Source organism: Pantoea sp. GM_Pan_3 (genome assembly GCF_026541045.1).
Taxonomy (GTDB): Bacteria; Pseudomonadota; Gammaproteobacteria; order Enterobacterales; family Enterobacteriaceae; genus Pantoea; species Pantoea anthophila.
In genome coordinates, this window is record NZ_JALNVA010000006.1 from 171,044 (window position 1) to 187,731 (window position 16,688).

Annotated in this window: 15 protein-coding genes; 5 read left to right on the plus strand and 10 right to left on the minus strand. The window is 58.6% G+C overall.

Annotated elements, in window-relative coordinates:
- Nucleotides 1–9 precede the first annotated feature (9 nt).
- Complete coding sequence (gene malQ, locus OXR04_RS17360) at nt 10–2,091, plus strand: 4-alpha-glucanotransferase (RefSeq protein ID WP_267372205.1); 2,082 nt, start codon at nt 10–12, stop codon at nt 2,089–2,091.
- Between the two features lie 254 nt (nt 2,092–2,345).
- Here malQ and nfuA read toward each other — a convergent pair whose 3' ends face one another.
- A complete protein-coding gene (nfuA, locus tag OXR04_RS17365) occupies nt 2,346–2,921 on the minus strand; it encodes a Fe-S biogenesis protein NfuA (RefSeq protein WP_009087718.1) in 576 nt (191 codons plus the stop codon).
- 58 nt (nt 2,922–2,979) lie between these two features.
- Nucleotides 2,980–3,660 carry a DNA utilization protein GntX gene (gene gntX, locus OXR04_RS17370; protein WP_033736076.1) on the minus strand — a complete coding sequence of 227 codons (681 nt, stop codon included), beginning with the start codon at nt 3,658–3,660 and terminating at the stop codon, nt 2,980–2,982.
- A 34-nt stretch (nt 3,661–3,694) separates the two neighbouring features.
- Between gntX and bioH the strand changes: the two genes are divergently transcribed.
- On the plus strand, nt 3,695–4,471 hold the full coding sequence (bioH, locus tag OXR04_RS17375; RefSeq protein WP_267372208.1) for a pimeloyl-ACP methyl ester esterase BioH: 777 nt from the start codon (nt 3,695–3,697) through the stop codon (nt 4,469–4,471).
- Nucleotides 4,472–4,641: 170 nt separating this feature from the next.
- Nucleotides 4,642–4,911 (plus strand): YdgH/BhsA/McbA-like domain containing protein, encoded by a 270-nt coding sequence (locus tag OXR04_RS17380; RefSeq protein WP_009087712.1) that lies wholly within the window; start codon nt 4,642–4,644, stop codon nt 4,909–4,911.
- On the opposite strand, the gene OXR04_RS17385 is transcribed toward OXR04_RS17380, so the two are convergent.
- The 4 genes from OXR04_RS17385 to yjbE all read right to left on the minus strand — a co-directional run bounded on the left by OXR04_RS17385 (nt 4,912) and on the right by yjbE (nt 10,058).
- Entirely contained in the window at nt 4,912–6,597 is a 1,686-nt protein-coding gene (locus tag OXR04_RS17385; RefSeq protein WP_267372209.1) for an alpha-amylase family glycosyl hydrolase, read from the minus strand.
- A gap of 128 nt (nt 6,598–6,725) precedes the next feature.
- Entirely contained in the window at nt 6,726–9,053 is a 2,328-nt protein-coding gene (locus tag OXR04_RS17390) for a Tex family protein (RefSeq protein ID WP_150030088.1), read from the minus strand.
- A gap of 103 nt (nt 9,054–9,156) precedes the next feature.
- Nucleotides 9,157–9,630: a transcription elongation factor GreB gene (gene greB / locus OXR04_RS17395; RefSeq protein WP_009087707.1), complete on the minus strand. Its 474-nt coding sequence runs from the start codon at nt 9,628–9,630 to the stop codon at nt 9,157–9,159.
- Nucleotides 9,631–9,809: 179 nt separating this feature from the next.
- Nucleotides 9,810–10,058, minus strand: coding sequence for an exopolysaccharide production protein YjbE (gene yjbE / locus OXR04_RS17400; RefSeq protein ID WP_009087705.1), 249 nt, complete (start codon nt 10,056–10,058; stop codon nt 9,810–9,812).
- 536 nt (nt 10,059–10,594) lie between these two features.
- Between yjbE and ompR the strand changes: the two genes are divergently transcribed.
- Both ompR and envZ read left to right on the plus strand, forming a co-directional pair.
- Entirely contained in the window at nt 10,595–11,314 is a 720-nt protein-coding gene (ompR, locus tag OXR04_RS17405) for a two-component system response regulator OmpR (protein ID WP_003853014.1), read from the plus strand.
- Nucleotides 11,311–12,681, plus strand: a complete 1,371-nt coding sequence (gene envZ, locus OXR04_RS17410; protein ID WP_009087704.1) for a two-component system sensor histidine kinase EnvZ — start codon at nt 11,311–11,313, stop codon at nt 12,679–12,681. The genes ompR and envZ overlap by 4 nt, the downstream gene beginning before the upstream one ends.
- Before the next feature lie 36 nt (nt 12,682–12,717).
- Here envZ and pckA read toward each other — a convergent pair whose 3' ends face one another.
- The 4 genes from pckA to yrfG all read right to left on the minus strand — a co-directional run bounded on the left by pckA (nt 12,718) and on the right by yrfG (nt 16,683).
- Entirely contained in the window at nt 12,718–14,337 is a 1,620-nt protein-coding gene (pckA, locus tag OXR04_RS17415; RefSeq protein WP_267372211.1) for a phosphoenolpyruvate carboxykinase (ATP), read from the minus strand.
- Nucleotides 14,338–14,704: 367 nt separating this feature from the next.
- Nucleotides 14,705–15,571, minus strand: coding sequence for an Hsp33 family molecular chaperone HslO (gene hslO, locus OXR04_RS17420; protein WP_009087701.1), 867 nt, complete (start codon nt 15,569–15,571; stop codon nt 14,705–14,707).
- Between the two features lie 49 nt (nt 15,572–15,620).
- Entirely contained in the window at nt 15,621–16,022 is a 402-nt protein-coding gene (gene hslR, locus OXR04_RS17425) for a ribosome-associated heat shock protein Hsp15 (RefSeq protein ID WP_009087700.1), read from the minus strand.
- 13 nt (nt 16,023–16,035) lie between these two features.
- On the minus strand, nt 16,036–16,683 hold the full coding sequence (yrfG, locus tag OXR04_RS17430) for a GMP/IMP nucleotidase (RefSeq protein ID WP_140925651.1): 648 nt from the start codon (nt 16,681–16,683) through the stop codon (nt 16,036–16,038).
- Between the last annotated feature and the right edge of the window lie 5 nt (nt 16,684–16,688).

The following is a 16,688-nucleotide window of genomic DNA, read 5'->3' on the forward strand; positions in this document are numbered from 1 at the left end:
GGAGCAGCAATGAAACAGGATTCACTTGATCAGGCCGCCCGTGCTGCGGGTATTTCACTGGATTACATCAACGTTAACGGCGAGAAAGAGGCGATCAGCGACGAAACCAAACGTGCGCTGCTGGCGGTAATGGGCGATCCGCAGGAGGCGGGTAAATCGCCGCTGCCGCCGGTCGCCGTCTTCAGCGGCAGAGGCAAACGTCAGCTGACGCCGCAGGGCCGTGGCGTCTATCGCTGGCAGCTGCAGACAGAGAAGGGCAGACTGCTCAGCGGCGAGTTAACCGCGGGCGAACCCTTTACGTTGCCTACACCGCTGGCGCAGGGGTATCACCAGCTGACGCTCAGCAAAGGGAAGAAAAGCTGGCAGACGCGGGTCATTGTTGCCCCACGCCGCTGCTATCTGCCGCCGGCGCTGGAGGCGGGAGAGAAACGCTGGGGCGCACTGGTGCAGCTCTATACCGTGCGGTCTGAACAGAACTGGGGCATCGGTGACTTCGGCGATCTCGACCAGCTGCTGGTGCAGCTGGCCGCACGCGGAGGCGATTTCGTCGGTCTGAATCCGCTGCATGCGCTCTATCCCGCCAGCGCCGATTTCGCCAGTCCCTACAGTCCGTCATCACGCCGCTGGCTGAACATCATCTATATCGATGTCAGCCAGGTGGCCGATTTTCAGCAAAGCGCGGCGGCACAGAAGTGGTGGAAAAGTGCCAGAACGCAGAAGGCGCTGGCCAAAGCCCGCGAGGCGGAGCATGTCGATTACGCAGCGGTGATGGCGCTGAAGCTCGCCGCACTGCGCCACGCCTGGGCCCACTTTCAGGCCCGTGACCGCGCCAGCGACGAGCAGCAATCCTGGGCTGAGTTTGTGCGTGAAGGCGGTGACAGCCTGCGTTATCAGGCGGCCTACGACGGCATACAGCAGGCCCGACGGGCTGAGAATGCAAAACAGTGGGGCTGGCCCGCGTGGCCGGAAGGGTGGCGCAACAGTCAGCAGCCGGAGGTGCAGCAGTGGTGTAAGGAGCACGAAGAGGAGATCGCCTTCTGGCAGTGGCTGCAGTGGCTGGCGCAGCAGCAGTTCTCAGGCTGCTGGGCGCACAGCCAGGCGCTGGGCATGAGCGTGGGTCTCTACCGTGACCTGGCGGTTGGCGTGGCGGAAGGCAGCGCCGAGACCTGGCACGATCCGGAGCTCTACCGCCTTAAAGCCTCTGTCGGCGCACCGCCCGACCGCCTCGGTCCGCTGGGGCAGAACTGGGGCCTGCCGCCAATGGACCCGCATGTGATGCAGGCGCGCGGCTATCAGCCCTTTATCGACATGCTGCGAGCCAACATGCGTGACTGCGGTGCATTGCGCATCGATCATGTGATGTCGCTGCTGCGTCTGTGGTGGGTGCCCGCCGGAGAGACGGCGGATAAAGGCGCTTATGTCGCCTATCCGGTCGACGATCTGCTGGGGATTCTGGCGCTGGAGAGCCACCGGCTGCGCTGCATGGTGATTGGCGAGGACCTGGGCACCGTGCCGGAGGCGATAGTCAGCCTGCTGCGCAAAAGCGGCGTCTTTTCATGGAAGGTGCTCTGGTTCGAGCAGGAGAAAGATCAGCGCTATCGCGCGCCGCAGGACTATCCGCGTCAGTCGATTGCCAGCGCCAGCACGCACGATCTGCCCACCCTCACCGGTTTCTGGGAGCAGGGCGACCTGGCGCTGGGCGAGAAACTGGGCCTCTATCCGGGCGACGCGGTGAAGGCACTGCATGAGCAACGGGCGACGCAGAAGCAGGCGCTACTGGATGCCCTGCATCAGGCGGGGGCCCTGCCGGCTCGCAGTCAGAAGAAGGCAGAGAAGCTGGCGATGACGCCTGCACTGAACCGGGCAATCCACCGTTTTCTGGCCGACACCGACAGTGCGCTGCTGGGGCTGCAACCGGAGGACTGGCTCGGCATGACCACGCCGGTCAACGTGCCGGGCACGGTAGATCAATATCCCAACTGGCGGCGTAAGCTGAGCAAAACGCTGGAGGCGATCTTTGCCGACAGGGAAGTGAATGCACTGCTGAAGGTGGTCAGCCAGCAGCGTCAGTCAGGCAGGAAAGAGAAGTAACAAGAGCGCGGCAGTCTGACTGCCGCGTTTCTGACTGATTAAAAACTGACTCAAAGGAAAGCTGGCAGCAACGTCTCTACTCAACACGAAGGGAACATGGGCAGAGGAGGAAAGCGTCTCGCGCCATGGATGGCGCGGGCAGAGCATGCCATGGATGGCGGCTTTTGCGTCTTTCCGATCTGCCCGTGTTTCCTGAGCCGCCTCAATCTCACAGCGAAGAGAGCAGCGTATTACTGCTCATCCCCGCGTTAACATCAGTAGAAGGAGTGTTCGCCACGCTGATGCTCGGTAATATCCCGCACGCCTTTCAGTTCCGGGAAGGCAGCCAGCAGCTCTTTCTCGATACCATCTTTCAGGGTGACGTCGATCATCGAACAGCCGTTACAGCCGCCGCCAAACTGCAAAATGGCGTAACCGTCATCGGTGATCTCCATCAGTGACACGCGCCCGCCGTGACCGGCCAGCTGTGGGTTGATCTGCGCCTGCAGCAGATACTCCACGCGCTCCACCATCGGCGCATCGTCAGACACTTTCCGCATTTTGGCGTTCGGCGCTTTCAGCGTCAGCTGTGAGCCGAGATTGTCGGTCACGAAGTCGATTTCCGCATCTTCCAGATAAGGTTTGCTCAGTTCATCAACATACGCAGAGAGCTTTTCGAACTTCAGCTCGGTGTCAGTCGCTTCAACGGCATCAGGCGGACAGTAAGAGACGCCGCACTCCGCAGTTGGCGTACCCGGGTTAATCACGAATACGCGAATCTGGGTGCCATCTTCTTGTTTGGATAGCAGTTTAGAAAAATGTTCCTGGGCAGAGTCAGTAATTCGGATCATGTCGATTGCTCAATAGTTGACTAATTTAGTTGGTTATAATACGCCCATCAATGACGCTCTACAAGGTACGGCACAGGCACCAGACCTGCACGCTGGCCGCGCCCTGCGCCAGTAACAGACGACTGATTTCGTCGACCGTACTGCCGGTGGTGATGACGTCATCCAGCAGGGCGATATGGCGACCCTGCACCGCCATTTCAAGGCGGAAGGCATCCCGTAAGTTAGTGCGGCGCTGGCGGGCAGTGAGCTGATGCTGCAACGCTCCCCTTCGCTGGCGGGAGAGGCCGTCACGCCATTCGCACCGCAGCCAGTGCGCCAGCGGGGCGGCCAGCAGGGCGCTCTGGTTGTAACCGCGCCGCCAGCGTCGCCGCCAGTGCAGCGGCACCGGCAGCAGCAGGTCGGGACGCACCACACGACCGTGCCGCCAGACATCCAGCCAGCTTAGCAAAAGCAGCCGCGCCAGCATCACCCTGAGTGCGGTTATATGAGAAAACTTAAGCTGATTAACCCACTCACTGAATGGCGGGCGATAGTCATTGACGCAGACCAGCGCCTGCCAGGCGGGCGGTTTGCGCTGGCAGCGGCCACAGGCGACCCGCGTCGTCCCGGCGGGCAAACCGCAGCGTGGACAGAGCAGGGGCAGCGGCGGTAATTCACGCAGACATAAGCTGCACAGACCGTGACGGGCGATCTGTAACGGCATCTGGCATAGCCAACACAGGGCAGGCATTGCTAGCATAGCGACCTCCTTATCATTTTCGGGATAGTAACTGATGACGTCGCTCTACTGGCACACCTGCGGAGAAGGAAAACGCGATCTTGTGCTGCTGCACGGATGGGGGCTGAATGCCGAAGTCTGGCAAAGCATTATTCCGCGACTCAGCCCGCATTACCGCCTGCATCTGGTCGATCTGCCGGGCTATGGCCGCAGTCAGGATGCGGGTGCCCTGACGCTGACACAGATGGCAGAGGCGCTGCTGCCTGCGCTGCCCGCACAGGCGATCGTCATGGGGTGGTCTCTGGGCGGACTGGTGGCAACGCAGCTGGCGCTGACCGCGCCAGAAAAGCTGGCTGCACTGATCACCGTTGCATCGTCACCCTGTTTCACCGCCACAGAGCACTGGCCCGGCATTAAACCCGAGACGCTGCAGAACTTTCAGCAGATGCTCAGCAACGATTTTCAGCGCACGGTGGAACGCTTTCTGGCGCTGCAGACGCTGGGCACCGAAACGGCGCGCGCCGATGCACGGCAGCTGAAAGAGGTGGTGCTGTCGCAACCGATGCCGGAAGTGGCGGTGCTGGATAGCGGACTGGAGATTCTGCGTCAGGTCGATCTGCGCAGCGCGTTACCGCAGATCGGGCTGCCGTTCCTGCGTCTCTATGGCGCACTCGATGGGCTGGTGCCGCGCCGGATTGCTGCAGAGATTGATGAAATGTTGCCAGCCTCGCCTTCAGTCGTTATCGACAAGGCAGCACATGCACCTTTTATTTCCCATCCAGACATTTTTTGTCAGCATATTATTAACTTTATCAGTAATTTGCCGGGATAATGAGGCTTTAAGTTGGCAAAATTGCTGGCAGCAGCAATACTTCTCTCTGTGAGCAAGGCCGCTGCAAATTTATGTGATTAGTCACGGAAATGACTATGCCGTTCCATACTGCCTTACGCGTTTAGCGGCTGCTTACATCTCACAATGGATCATGAATGAGGGTAAACATAATGAAGGTTTTTAAATGGGTTGTGGCTTCAATGATGATGGGCGCGATTTCATTTTCTGCGATGGCAGCGAAAGAAGTCACCAAAGAAGAAGTTAAATCAATGAACCTGCAGAAGATTGGCACTGTTAACACCACAGCGGAAACCACCTCGCCAATGGATGCTAAAAAAGTGCTGTCTCAGCTTGCTGACGAGAAAGGCGGTAAATACTACCTGGTGATCGCGGGTCGCGAACACGGTAAATTCAGCGCCACCGCTGAAGTCTACAAGTAATCAGCGTAGCCACATGAACTGCCAGGCATCCAGCTTAACCGGCTGGGTGCCATCCATCTTCTCTCCGCTTATCAGATCCTGCCACATACGTGCCTCAGGTAGCGGTGTCTCCACCGGCCGTCCACTGAGATTAAACACGCAGAGCAACCCTTCATTGCTGTCCGGCGAATGACGTCTGAGCACCAGCAGGGCATTTTCGCTCTCTGAGATCGTCATCGGATTATCGGGATGAAAAGCAGGCTGGCGACGGCGCAGCTGGATCAGCTGACCGAGCCGGGTATAGATCTGCTGACGCAGCCACTCTTCCCCCGCCAGCGCCGCTTCAATCATCTGCAGATCATACTTCTGACGATTAATCGCCCGGTTGTGTCCGGCGGCACGTACCCCATCGTAATCATTTCGCCCGCCCACAATGCTCTGGATATAGATGGCCGGCACGCCAGGGAACACCAGCAGAATGGCATGGGCCAGTAAAAAACGCTTCAGCCGCGTGGCGTCGTCGTCCGCCTCACGGTTTAACGCATCCAGATAGGTGACGTTGATTTCATACGGGCTGGTGGTGCCGTCCGGATTATTTTTGTAGGAGACCAGCGCACCCTCCAGCGCCAGGTCGCGCACCAGCGCCACAATCTCCACCTCCGACAAAATTCCGCGCGCCGGATTCAGGCCGATACCATCGTGGGACGCCAGAAAGTTAAAAAAGGTGGTGTCATTGCTGCTGAGATCCAGCGAGCTGGCCCACTGCCGCAGCGCGCGCGCCGAGCCGGTATGAATCGCATGCAGCACCAGCGGCGGCAGCGAAAACTGATAAACCATCTGCGCCTCATCGTGGCCGTTGCCCAGGTAACTGATGTTGTCCCGATGTGGCACGTTGGTCTCCGTGATAATCACCGTGCCAGGGGCGACCTGGTCGGCAATCGCGCGAAAGAGCTTCACCAGCTGATGGGTTTTTTCCAGATGAATACAGCGCGTGCCGGGCGTTTTCCACATGTAGCCGACCGCATCGAGCCGCACGTAGTCCGCGCCGCGTATCAGGTAGTCAAGCAGGACCCCAACCATGCGCAGCAGCACCTCAGGATTGGCAAAGTTCAGGTCGATCTGATCGGCGCTGAAGGTGGTCCAGATAAAGCGGGTGTCGCCATCGGCCATCTGAAAAGGGGTCAGCAGCGGCGAGGTTCGCGGACGGGTGACGGCGCTGAGGTCAGTGGCGGGCGGCATGCTGATAAAGAAATCGTCCCAGCCGGGGTCCTGCGCCAGAAAGTGACGGAACCAGGCGCTTCGCGACGACATATGGTTGCAGACAAAATCGAACATCAGGCGGGTTTCCTGATGCAGGCGGGCAACATCCTGCCAGTCACCGCACAGCGGATCAACCTGATGGTAATCAATGACAGAAAAGCCGTCGTCAGACGACCAGGGAAAGAAAGGCAGCAGGTGAACCAGCGGAAAGAGGGATTGCAGATGCTGCTGATAGAAGCGGGAAAAGGTCGTGAGCGTGGGCTTGCCGGTTTCCCGAAACTGATCGGCATAGGTGATGAGCACCACATCCTGCTCGTCCCAGTGCGCCTTGCGCGGCAGCTTGATGGCGTCGCGGGCGGTGGCGATCTCACTCAGCAGGCGCGTCAGGGTAGCCTGGGGAAAGGTGCCGGCATAAATCTTATCAATCAGATCGGTGATCGTTTCCATCGTGAGTTGGATGCCACAGCAGATGTTGTTTTTATGACAGGCGTCTTTTTAGCGTAGCGTTATGGCGGGGATTTTCAACCGGGGAAAGCGGCGGGAACAGGGGGCCAGCGTGCGGCCCCCTGATAAGCTTAGCGTTTTTTACCGAACGCGGCGGCCAGGGCATCACCCATTGCGCTGTTACCCGCAGAGGCGCTGACCGGACGCGCACGGCCTTTCGCGGCAGCCGGACGTTTCTCGTCACGCGGCGCGCCATTTTTCGCGCCGCCACGCGCATTGCCTTCGCCTGGCTGCTCATCGAGACGCATGGTCAGGGCAATACGTTTGCGCTGCAGATCGACTTCCATCACTTTGACTTTGACGATATCGCCCGCTTTTACCACCTGATGAGGATCTTCCACGAAGCGGTCAGAGAGCGAGGAGATATGCACCAGGCCATCCTGATGCACGCCGATGTCCACAAACGCCCCGAAGTTAGTGACGTTGGTAACGCTGCCTTCCAGAATCAGGCCCGGCGTCAGGTCACTCAGCGTCTCGACGCCTTCGGCAAACTGCGCCGTCTTAAACTCAGGACGCGGATCGCGGCCCGGCTTCTCCAGCTCTTTCATGATGTCGGTTACGGTCGGCAGACCAAAGCGGTCATCGATGAAATCACGCGGGCTGAGATTGCGCAGGCTGCCCGCATTACCCATCAGGTCGCTCAGGGCCTGTTCGGTAGCGGCCAGAATGCGCTCGACCACCGGATAGGCTTCCGGGTGGACCGTGGAGGCGTCGAGCGGGTTATCGCCGTGATTGATACGCAGGAAGCCCGCGCACTGTTCAAAGGCTTTTGGTCCCAGACGGCTCACTTTCAGCAGCTGCTGGCGGTTGCGGAAGCGGCCATTTTCATCCCGCCAGCCGACAATGTTCTGCGCCATCATGCGCGTTAGGCCCGCGACGCGGGTCAGCAGCGGCACCGAGGCGGTATTCAGATCCACGCCGACGGCGTTCACACAGTCTTCCACCACCGCGTCGAGTTTCTTCGCCAGCTGGCTCTGGCTGACATCATGCTGATACTGACCGACACCGATCGATTTCGGATCGATTTTCACCAGCTCAGCCAGCGGGTCCTGCAGACGTCGGGCAATCGACACCGCGCCGCGCAGAGAGACATCCAGATCCGGGAACTCCTGCGCCGCCAGTTCAGAGGCGGAGTAGACGGACGCGCCCGCCTCACTGACAATCACTTTCTGCGCCGTAACCTGCGGGAACTGCTTCTGCAGATCGAGGAAAAAGCGCTCGGTTTCGCGGGATGCGGTGCCGTTACCAATCGCCACCAGCTCCACCTGATGCTTAACGCAGAGGGCCGCAACGGCGGCGGCGGCTTTCGCGGCCTGACCGGTGTGCGGATAGACGGTGTCAGTCGCGACCACCTTGCCGGTGGCATCAACGACGGCGACCTTAACGCCGGTGCGCAGGCCCGGGTCCAGTCCCATGGTGGCCCGCATGCCCGCGGGCGCGGCCATCAGCAGATCGTGCAGGTTACGGGCAAACACGTTGATCGCTTCATCTTCTGCGCGTTCGCGCACCGTGCCCATCAGCTCGGTTTCCAGATGCAGCATCACTTTGATGCGCCATGTCCAGCTCACGACCGCTTTACGCCAGCTGTCTGCCGGGGCGTTGTTCAGGCGCAGGTTCAGGTGTTCCGCAATCAGCGTTTCGCCGTGGCTTTCACGCGGCGCTTCATCAAACTGCGGGTCGGCATTCAGCGAGAGTTGCAGAACGCCTTCGTTACGGCCGCGCAGCATCGCCAGTGCACGGTGTGACGGCACGCTGCTCAGCGCTTCATGGTGGTCAAAGTAGTCACGAAACTTCGCGCCCGCTTCCTCTTTCCCTTCCACCACGCGCGACACCAGGTGGGCATTTTTCCACAGATAGTTACGCACTTTCGCCAGCAGCGCCGCATCTTCAGCGAAACGCTCCATCAGAATGTAGCGGGCGCCATCCAGCGCGGCACGCACGTCAGCCACCCCTTTGTCGGCATCGACATATTGTGCAGCCAGCTGCTCAGGGGTGTGAGACGGATCCTGCCACAGGGTGTCCGCCAGCGGCTCAAGACCCGCTTCAATCGCGATCTGTCCACGCGTACGGCGCTTCTGTTTGTAGGGCAGGTAGAGGTCTTCCAGCTCGGTTTTGCTGAGGGTGGTGTTGATCGCGCGGGCGAGGTCGTCGGTGAGTTTTCCCTGCTCGTCAATCGACTTCAGAATCGACTGGCGTCGCTCTTCAAGTTCACGCAGATAGCTGAGGCGGGTTTCCAGCTGGCGCAGTTGGGTATCATCCAGCCCGCCGGTGACCTCTTTACGATAGCGTGCGATAAACGGCACGGTATTCCCTTCATCCAGCAGGCGAACGGCGGCGTCAACCTGTTCGGGACGCGCCTGCAGCTCACTGGCTATTATCTGGCTCAGAACGTTCATCATCAGGACTGTCTTGCTTTCCGGGTTGAGAAATAGCGGACAGTTATACGGATTGATGGTCAAAATTGCCAGAGACGCGGGCGGCTTTCAGCCATAATCTGAAACGTTATTGCGGGTAATCAATCGCGTTGACATACCAGAGCGCCGGACCCACTGGCGTCTCGACGGTGGCGGCATCGCCCACCTCTTTTTTCAGCAGCGCCCGCGCCATCGGTGAGTCGATGGAGATGTAATCCTTGCGGCCAAAAATCTCATCGTAGCCCACGATGCGGAAGCGTTTGAGGTCACCCGCATCGTTTTCAATTTCCACCCAGGCACCGAAGAAGACTTTGCCATCCTGCTGAGGCGAGTAGTCAACGATGCGCAGCTGCTCAAGACTTTTGGTCAGATAGCGAACGCGACGGTCAATTTCCCGCAGCCGTTTCTTGTTGTACTGATAGTCGGCATTTTCACTGCGATCGCCAAGGCTGGCAGCCCAGGTCACCTTTTTGGTCACTTCCGGTCGCTCTTCACGCCAGAGGTAGTCGAGTTCCGCTTTCAGCTTATCGAAGCCTTCGCGGGTAATCAGTCGGGTTTTCATGCTAATCCGGCCAGCCAAATCAAAAGAGAAACAGTGTAAGGCAAACAGGGCGCGGCAAAAAAGAGTCGGGGAAGGGGTTTTTAAAGCTAAAAACCCGCGTTGACTTCCCCGGCGGCGAAAGGGGTGCTGCTGAAGCGTAATCTGGAGCCAGTCACAGGACGCTGGCCAATAAAACAGACTTATTTTCCGGCGTGAGTCGCCGTGGTGGTCGAGGTGCCGGTGCCATGTCCGTCACCGCCGCCGCCGCCCATGGTCGCCAGCGCAACGCCCAGCAGGGCTGCGACTGCGCCAACGCCAATGGCGTCAGAGTTACCTTTAGCGGTTGAGGTTGCCGCTGCACCGGCCGCTTCACCGGTCGCTGTGGCAGCATAACCTGGGCTAACGCTGCCTAATGCCAGCGCGCTCAGCAGTAAAATCGTTTTTTTCATTGTGTAATCCCCGTTGAGACGTCGAATGGTGCCTGAGCAGTCTGGTTGAAAACGGAGAAGGCGAAAAGTTGGCTTTACTGATTGATTTATCGGACTTTAATTTCAACTGGCCTTGCTGTGAGAAGCACTGAAATTAATCCGAGATGAGGATGGCGTCCCGGACGCTTTTGCTGGAATATTATGCTGTCTGAATGCGGGCAGGGTAGATTATCTGGAGCTTATCCATAATGATGACTCCGTTTTAAGCCAAATTAACTGCTAAGCCGCTGAATTTCTTAATCGAATAAATGCCGGTCCGCTTCTGACGCCAGCGATTCTGAGAAACAGGGCCGTTTTTTCAGATTTGCCGTATCCTGCCCTGTCGCCGGTAAAAAGGGTGAGCCTGGCCCCGAAACTGGCCCGAAATTAAATATAAGCTCCTGTTTAATATGCTTTGTAACAATTTTGGCTAGAATATAAACCATTAATGACTGTCACTATAAGGCATCTTTTTTTAACAATGTTGGCTCAGGCAATAGCGCCTTTGGGAGTTGAAAATGCAAGAGAACTACAAAATTCTGGTCGTCGATGATGATATGCGTCTGCGTGCTCTGCTTGAACGCTATCTCACCGAGCAGGGCTTTCAGGTGCGCAGTGTCGCTAATGCCGAGCAGATGGATCGTCTGTTAACCCGTGAATCCTTTCATCTGATGGTGCTCGACCTGATGCTGCCGGGTGAAGATGGCCTCTCTATCTGCCGTCGTCTGCGCAGTCAGAGCAACCCGATGCCTATCATTATGGTGACGGCCAAGGGCGAAGAGGTCGATCGTATCGTCGGGCTGGAGATCGGCGCGGACGACTACATTCCTAAACCCTTTAACCCGCGCGAACTGCTGGCGCGTATCCGCGCGGTGCTGCGTCGTCAGGCCAATGAACTGCCCGGTGCACCGTCGCAGGAAGAGGCGATTATCGCCTTTGGTAAATTCAAACTTAACCTCGGCACCCGCGAGATGTTCCGTGAAGATGAGCCGATGCCGCTGACCAGCGGTGAGTTCGCCGTGCTGAAAGCCCTGGTGAGCCACCCGCGTGAGCCGCTGTCGCGCGACAAGCTGATGAACCTGGCGCGTGGCCGTGAATACAGTGCCATGGAACGTTCGATTGACGTTCAGATCTCCCGCCTGCGTCGCATGGTGGAGGAGGACCCGGCACATCCACGCTACATCCAGACCGTCTGGGGTCTGGGCTACGTCTTCGTGCCGGACGGCAGTAAAGCATGAGGCGACTGCGCTTCTCGCCACGCAGTTCGTTTGCGCGCACCCTGCTGCTGATCGTGACCCTGCTGTTTGTCAGCCTGGTCACGACCTATCTGGTGGTGCTGAACTTTGCCATCCTTCCCAGCCTGCAGCAGTTCAATAAGGTGCTGGCATACGAAGTGCGTATGCTGATGACCGACCGGCTGCAGCTGGAGGATGGTACGCAGCTGGAAGTGCCTCCGGCGTTTCGCCGGGAAATCTACCGCGAACTGGGGATCTCGCTCTACACCAATGCAGCAGCAGAGGAGAGCGGATTGCGTTGGGCGCAGCACTATGAATTCCTGAGTGAACAGATGGGGCAGCAGCTGGGCGGGCCCACCGATGTGCGGGTCGAGGTCAACAAAAACTCGCCTGTGGTCTGGCTGAAAACCTGGCTGTCGCCTGATATCTGGGTGCGGGTGCCCCTGACGGAAATCCATCAGGGCGACTTCTCGCCGCTGTTCCGCTATACCCTGGCGATAATGCTGCTGGCGATTGGCGGCGCCTGGCTGTTTATCCGCATCCAGAACCGGCCGCTGGTGGATCTGGAGCACGCCGCTCTGCAGGTCGGACGCGGGATTATTCCGCCGCCGCTGCGCGAGTATGGCGCGTCCGAAGTCCGATCGGTGACCCGTGCCTTTAACCAGATGGCGGCCGGGGTAAAACAGCTGGCGGATGACCGAACGCTGCTCATGGCGGGGGTCAGTCACGACCTGCGCACGCCGCTGACCCGTATTCGTCTCGCCACCGAGATGATGAGCGAGCAGGATGGCTATCTGGCCGAATCGATTAACAAAGATATCGAAGAGTGCAACGCCATCATCGAACAGTTCATCGACTACCTGCGCACCGGTCAGGAGATGCAGACCGAGCGCGCCGACCTGAACAGCGTGCTGGGCGAGGTGGTGGCCGCAGAGAGTGGCTACGAACGTGAGATCGAAAATGCGGTGATGCCGGAAGAGTTAATGCTGGATATCAACCCGCTGTCGATCAAACGCGCACTGGCTAACCTGGTGGTCAACGCCGCGCGATACGGCAATGGCTGGATTAAAGTCAGCAGCGGACGGGAACTGCATCGCGCCTGGTTTCAGGTGGAAGATGACGGGCCGGGTATCAAGCCCGATCAGCTGGCGCATCTCTTCCAGCCGTTTGTGCGCGGCGACAGTGCCCGCAGCACCAGCGGAACCGGTCTCGGTCTGGCGATTGTACAGCGTATTATTGATGCGCATCAGGGGTCGCTGGAGATTGGCGAGAGCGAGCGCGGGGGATTGCGTATTCGCGCCTGGTTGCCGCTAACGGAAAATATGGCGCTGAGCCATAACAACGGCAGCAACAGCGTCTCCGGCGGATAAAACGGGCGCGGCAGGAGGACTGCCGCGCCCGTTCCGTCAGCGCTGCGGGCCCGCTTTTACCAGCGCCGCACCGGCTGCGTTATCGGTGTACTTATCGAAGTTATCAATAAAGCGCTGCGCCAGACCTTCGGCGGCGGCGGTCCACTTCTCTTCACTCTCCCAGCTGCGACGCGGATCGAGCGTCTCACTGTTCAGCTCACCCAGTGTCACCGGCATCTGCAGATTGAAGATCGGCAGGGTTTCTACCGGCGCATCATCCAGTTCACCCGCCAGGATCGCGTTGATGATGGCACGGGTATTTTTCAGCGAGATGCGCTTGCCGCTGCCGTTCCAGCCGGTATTGACCAGATACGCCTGCGCCCCGGACGCCTCCATCCGCTTCACCAGCACTTCAGCATACTGCGTCGGGTGCAGGGTCAGGAATGCGGCGCCAAAACAGGCAGAGAAGGTCGGTGTTGGCTCAGTCACGCCACGCTCGGTCCCGGCCAGTTTGGCGGTAAAACCGGACAGGAAATGATACTGTGTCTGCTCCGGCGTCAGACGGGAAACCGGTGGCAGCACCCCAAACGCATCGGCGGTCAGGAAAATCACCTTCTTCGCATGGCCCGCTTTTGAGACCGGCTGCACGATGTTGTCGATGTGATTGATCGGGTAAGAGACGCGGGTGTTTTCGGTTTTGCTGCCGTCGGCGTAATCCACGCTGCCATCTTCGCGCACCACCACATTCTCCAGCAGCGCATTACGGCGAATGGCGCGGTAGATCTCCGGCTCAGCCTGCTCTGAGAGGTTGATGGTTTTGGCGTAGCAGCCGCCCTCGAAGTTAAACACGCCGTCATCGTCCCAGCCATGTTCATCATCGCCAATCAGCTGGCGGTCAGGATCGGTCGAGAGAGTGGTTTTCCCGGTGCCCGACAGGCCAAAGAAGACCGCCACGTCGCCCGCTTTGCCAACGTTGGCAGAGCAGTGCATCGAAGCGATGCCTTTCAGCGGCAGCAGGTAGTTCATGATGGCGAACAGACCTTTCTTCATCTCGCCGCCGTACCAGGTGCCGCCAATCAGCTGCATGCGTTCCGTCAGGTTGAAGGCGACAAAGTTCTCAGAGTGCAGACCCTGCGCCTGCCAGTCCGGGTTGGTGCATTTCGCGCCGTTCATCACCACAAAATCGGGCGTGAAGTCGGCCAGCTCAGCGTCGGTCGGCTGGATGAACATATTTTTGACGAAGTGGGCCTGCCAGGCCACTTCGGTGACGAAACGCACGCTCAGACGGGAGTCAGCATTGGCACCGCAGAAGGCATCCACGACAAACAGGCGCTTGCCGGAGAGCTGCCGGGTGACGCAGCTTTTCAGCGCGTTCCAGGTCTCCTGCGACAGGGGCTGGTTGTCATTTTTGCCGGTGCCCTGGTCGTTCCACCACAGGGTATCGCGCGTGGTGTCGTCACGCACAATGTACTTATCCTTTGGCGATCGCCCGGTGAAAATCCCGGTGTCTACTGCAATCGCACCGCTCTGCGTCAGGGTGCCACGTGCAAAACCTTCGAGGTCCGGGCGCGTCTCTTCCTGAAAGAGCGTGTCGTAATCAGGGTTGTAAACCACTTCCGTGGTATCCACGATGCCCAAAGCGGCAAGGTCTTGCGAGGTCAGGCCGTTAACGCGCATTTTACTGCTCCTTAAATCGGTGTCTGTTCTGCAAAGCAGAGATAGGTTGGGATCGTACGGCCGGCTGTTGCACTGATGCGACGACGCACTGAAAAGTCACAGCGCGTCGTCACCTCAGCCTGCAGGCACAACCAGGCTTATCAGGGCTTCTGCCTCTGCCTTCCGGGCGGCTGCACGATCGCGCGCAGTTTACTCTTCTGCGTTGAGGGAAAAAGGGCAGCGATCTAAAAATGCGACTCAGGGCGCGTTAAGGCTATGTTTCGAACGTTTTAAAGATGTTATGAAAGTAAAAAAAGATAATTTGTCTGAGAAATTATGGGGATAGGAGGGGGAGAGGAAAACGGGGCGGCAGACGCCGCCCGGTAAATCAGTGCAGACGCTCGTCATTCCCGTGAGAATGGCTGCGAATCGCCGCGATATCGACCGCGTCAAACACGTAGTCTGAACCGCAGTAATCGCAGTGCATGTCAATTTTGCCATCTTCCGCGATGATCTCATCCACCTCTTCCTTCGGCAGCGTGGTCAGCACTTCACCACAGCGTTCACGCGAACAGGTGCATTTGTAGATGACCGGCTGCGGATCATAGAGGGTGACCTCTTCCTGATGGTAGAGACGCCACAGCACCTCATTGGCCGGCAGGGTGATCAGCTCGTCGGTTTTAATGGTTTCCGTCAGGGTCGCCAGGTGGTCGAACGCCTCTTTCTCTGTCTCCTGTGCCGGCAGAACCTGCAGCAGGATACCGGCGGCACCCTGGTCGCTGGTGCGGATAAAGAGCCGCGTAGGCAGCTGCTCAGAACGCATGAAGTAATCTTCCAGGCATTCCGCCAGCGTTTCACCTTCCAGTCCCACCACGCCCTGATAGCGCTCACCTTTTTCAGGAGAGATGGTGATCACCAGGTAGCCGTTGCCCACCATGCTTTTCAGGGTGCTGTCGGCCGGGATGTCGCCTTTTATGCGCGCCACGCCACGCAGCTCCTGATTGTTGTTGCCGTTGATCACCGCCAGAGAGAGCGGACCGTCACCCTGCAGCTGCACGGTAATTTCACCGTCAAACTTCAGCGTGGCGGTCAGCAGGCTGGTGGCGACCAGCATCTCACCCAGCAGCGTCTTAACAGGAGCCGGATAGTCGTGGTTCTTCACGGTTTCACGCCAGGTGTCGGAGACGTTCACCAGCTCGCCGCGCACAGCGGCATTTTCAAACAGATAACGGTGCAGTTGATCCTGGACTGACATATTTTTTCTCTCACTGGAACGGGGCGATGGCGCGTCCGCGAAGACGGCATTACTCATCGCCCGATAATTTAAACTTCATCAAATCGCGACGCTCTTTTTTGTCAGGTCGCCGATCGGGATGGGGCATAGTCAGCGCATTCAGTTTGCGTGCCTGCGCCATTTTTTCGCGTTTCTCAATACTGGCATCGGTTTCGCGGTAGAGCTGCTGTGCCTCGCTGGCGGGGCGGCGCTGAGCGCTGATATTCGCCACCACCACGGTGCGTTCATCGTTGCCCTGACGCACGGTCAGTTCCGCATTCAGCTCGACGATCTTGCCGGGTTTACTGCGCTGACCGTTGTAGTGCACTTTGCCGCCTTCAATCATCTCCCGCGCAATCGCCCGGGTTTTGTAAAAGCGCGCCGCCCACAGCCATTTGTCGAGGCGAACCTCTTCGCTGCTTTTCTCTTTCATTGCTGCTCCTGACTCAGATCAGCGTCCGGTAGTCGCCGATGGCGCGGTGACGCTGAAAGATTTGCTCAGGACGACCCGAATCGGGATTTTTTACGCCTAAGCACCAGCCGATGCCCCATGACGCCGCAGCATCCAGAATCACTTCGCTATCGTCGATAAACAGCGTGCGCGGCGCAGAAAAGCCGGTGTGCTGTTGTACCGCCTGCCACAGACGCGGGTCTTCTTTCGGATACCCAAAGGTATGGGTGGAAAGTAATAAATCAAGGTGTGGCGCTAAACCTGTCTGCGCCAGTTTGACGTCGAGATTATAGGGATGCGCGTTGGTCAGCAGGATGGTGCGCTTGCCAGCGCGACGCAGCGCCTGCAAAAAGGGCAGGGTATCGTCACGCAGTGCGACCCGGCTGCGCATCGCCCAGGTCATAGCACGGATGTCCAGCGCCAGCGCCTCTGCCCAGTAATCCAGACAATACCAGTTTAGCGTATGGGCGACGGCCTGATACTTTTCCGTGATGATCCGGTCAGCGTCAGCCAGGGTGATGCCGCGCTGCTGGCTGAGCACCGCGGGCACATGCTCCAGCCAGAAATGACGATCAAACGCCAGATCCAGCAGCGTGCCATCCATGTCGAGCAGCACGGTGTCAATTTCAGACCAGTTGAGCATCGTGG

Excerpts from the sequence above, each read along its gene's own strand:
- malQ (WP_267372205.1), top strand. The coding sequence starts at position 10 with ATGAAACAGGATTCACTTGATCAGGCCGCCCGTGCTGCGGGTATTTCA.
- nfuA (WP_009087718.1), bottom strand. The coding sequence starts at position 2,921 with ATGATCCGAATTACTGACTCTGCCCAGGAACATTTTTCTAAACTGCTA.
- gntX (WP_033736076.1), bottom strand. The coding sequence starts at position 3,660 with ATGCTAGCAATGCCTGCCCTGTGTTGGCTATGCCAGATGCCGTTACAG.
- bioH (WP_267372208.1), top strand. The coding sequence starts at position 3,695 with ATGACGTCGCTCTACTGGCACACCTGCGGAGAAGGAAAACGCGATCTT.
- OXR04_RS17380 (WP_009087712.1), top strand. The coding sequence starts at position 4,642 with ATGAAGGTTTTTAAATGGGTTGTGGCTTCAATGATGATGGGCGCGATT.
- OXR04_RS17385 (WP_267372209.1), bottom strand. The coding sequence starts at position 6,597 with ATGGAAACGATCACCGATCTGATTGATAAGATTTATGCCGGCACCTTT.
- OXR04_RS17390 (WP_150030088.1), bottom strand. The coding sequence starts at position 9,053 with ATGATGAACGTTCTGAGCCAGATAATAGCCAGTGAGCTGCAGGCGCGT.
- greB (WP_009087707.1), bottom strand. The coding sequence starts at position 9,630 with ATGAAAACCCGACTGATTACCCGCGAAGGCTTCGATAAGCTGAAAGCG.
- yjbE (WP_009087705.1), bottom strand. The coding sequence starts at position 10,058 with ATGAAAAAAACGATTTTACTGCTGAGCGCGCTGGCATTAGGCAGCGTT.
- ompR (WP_003853014.1), top strand. The coding sequence starts at position 10,595 with ATGCAAGAGAACTACAAAATTCTGGTCGTCGATGATGATATGCGTCTG.
- envZ (WP_009087704.1), top strand. The coding sequence starts at position 11,311 with ATGAGGCGACTGCGCTTCTCGCCACGCAGTTCGTTTGCGCGCACCCTG.
- pckA (WP_267372211.1), bottom strand. The coding sequence starts at position 14,337 with ATGCGCGTTAACGGCCTGACCTCGCAAGACCTTGCCGCTTTGGGCATC.
- hslO (WP_009087701.1), bottom strand. The coding sequence starts at position 15,571 with ATGTCAGTCCAGGATCAACTGCACCGTTATCTGTTTGAAAATGCCGCT.
- hslR (WP_009087700.1), bottom strand. The coding sequence starts at position 16,022 with ATGAAAGAGAAAAGCAGCGAAGAGGTTCGCCTCGACAAATGGCTGTGG.
- yrfG (WP_140925651.1), bottom strand. The coding sequence starts at position 16,683 with ATGCTCAACTGGTCTGAAATTGACACCGTGCTGCTCGACATGGATGGC.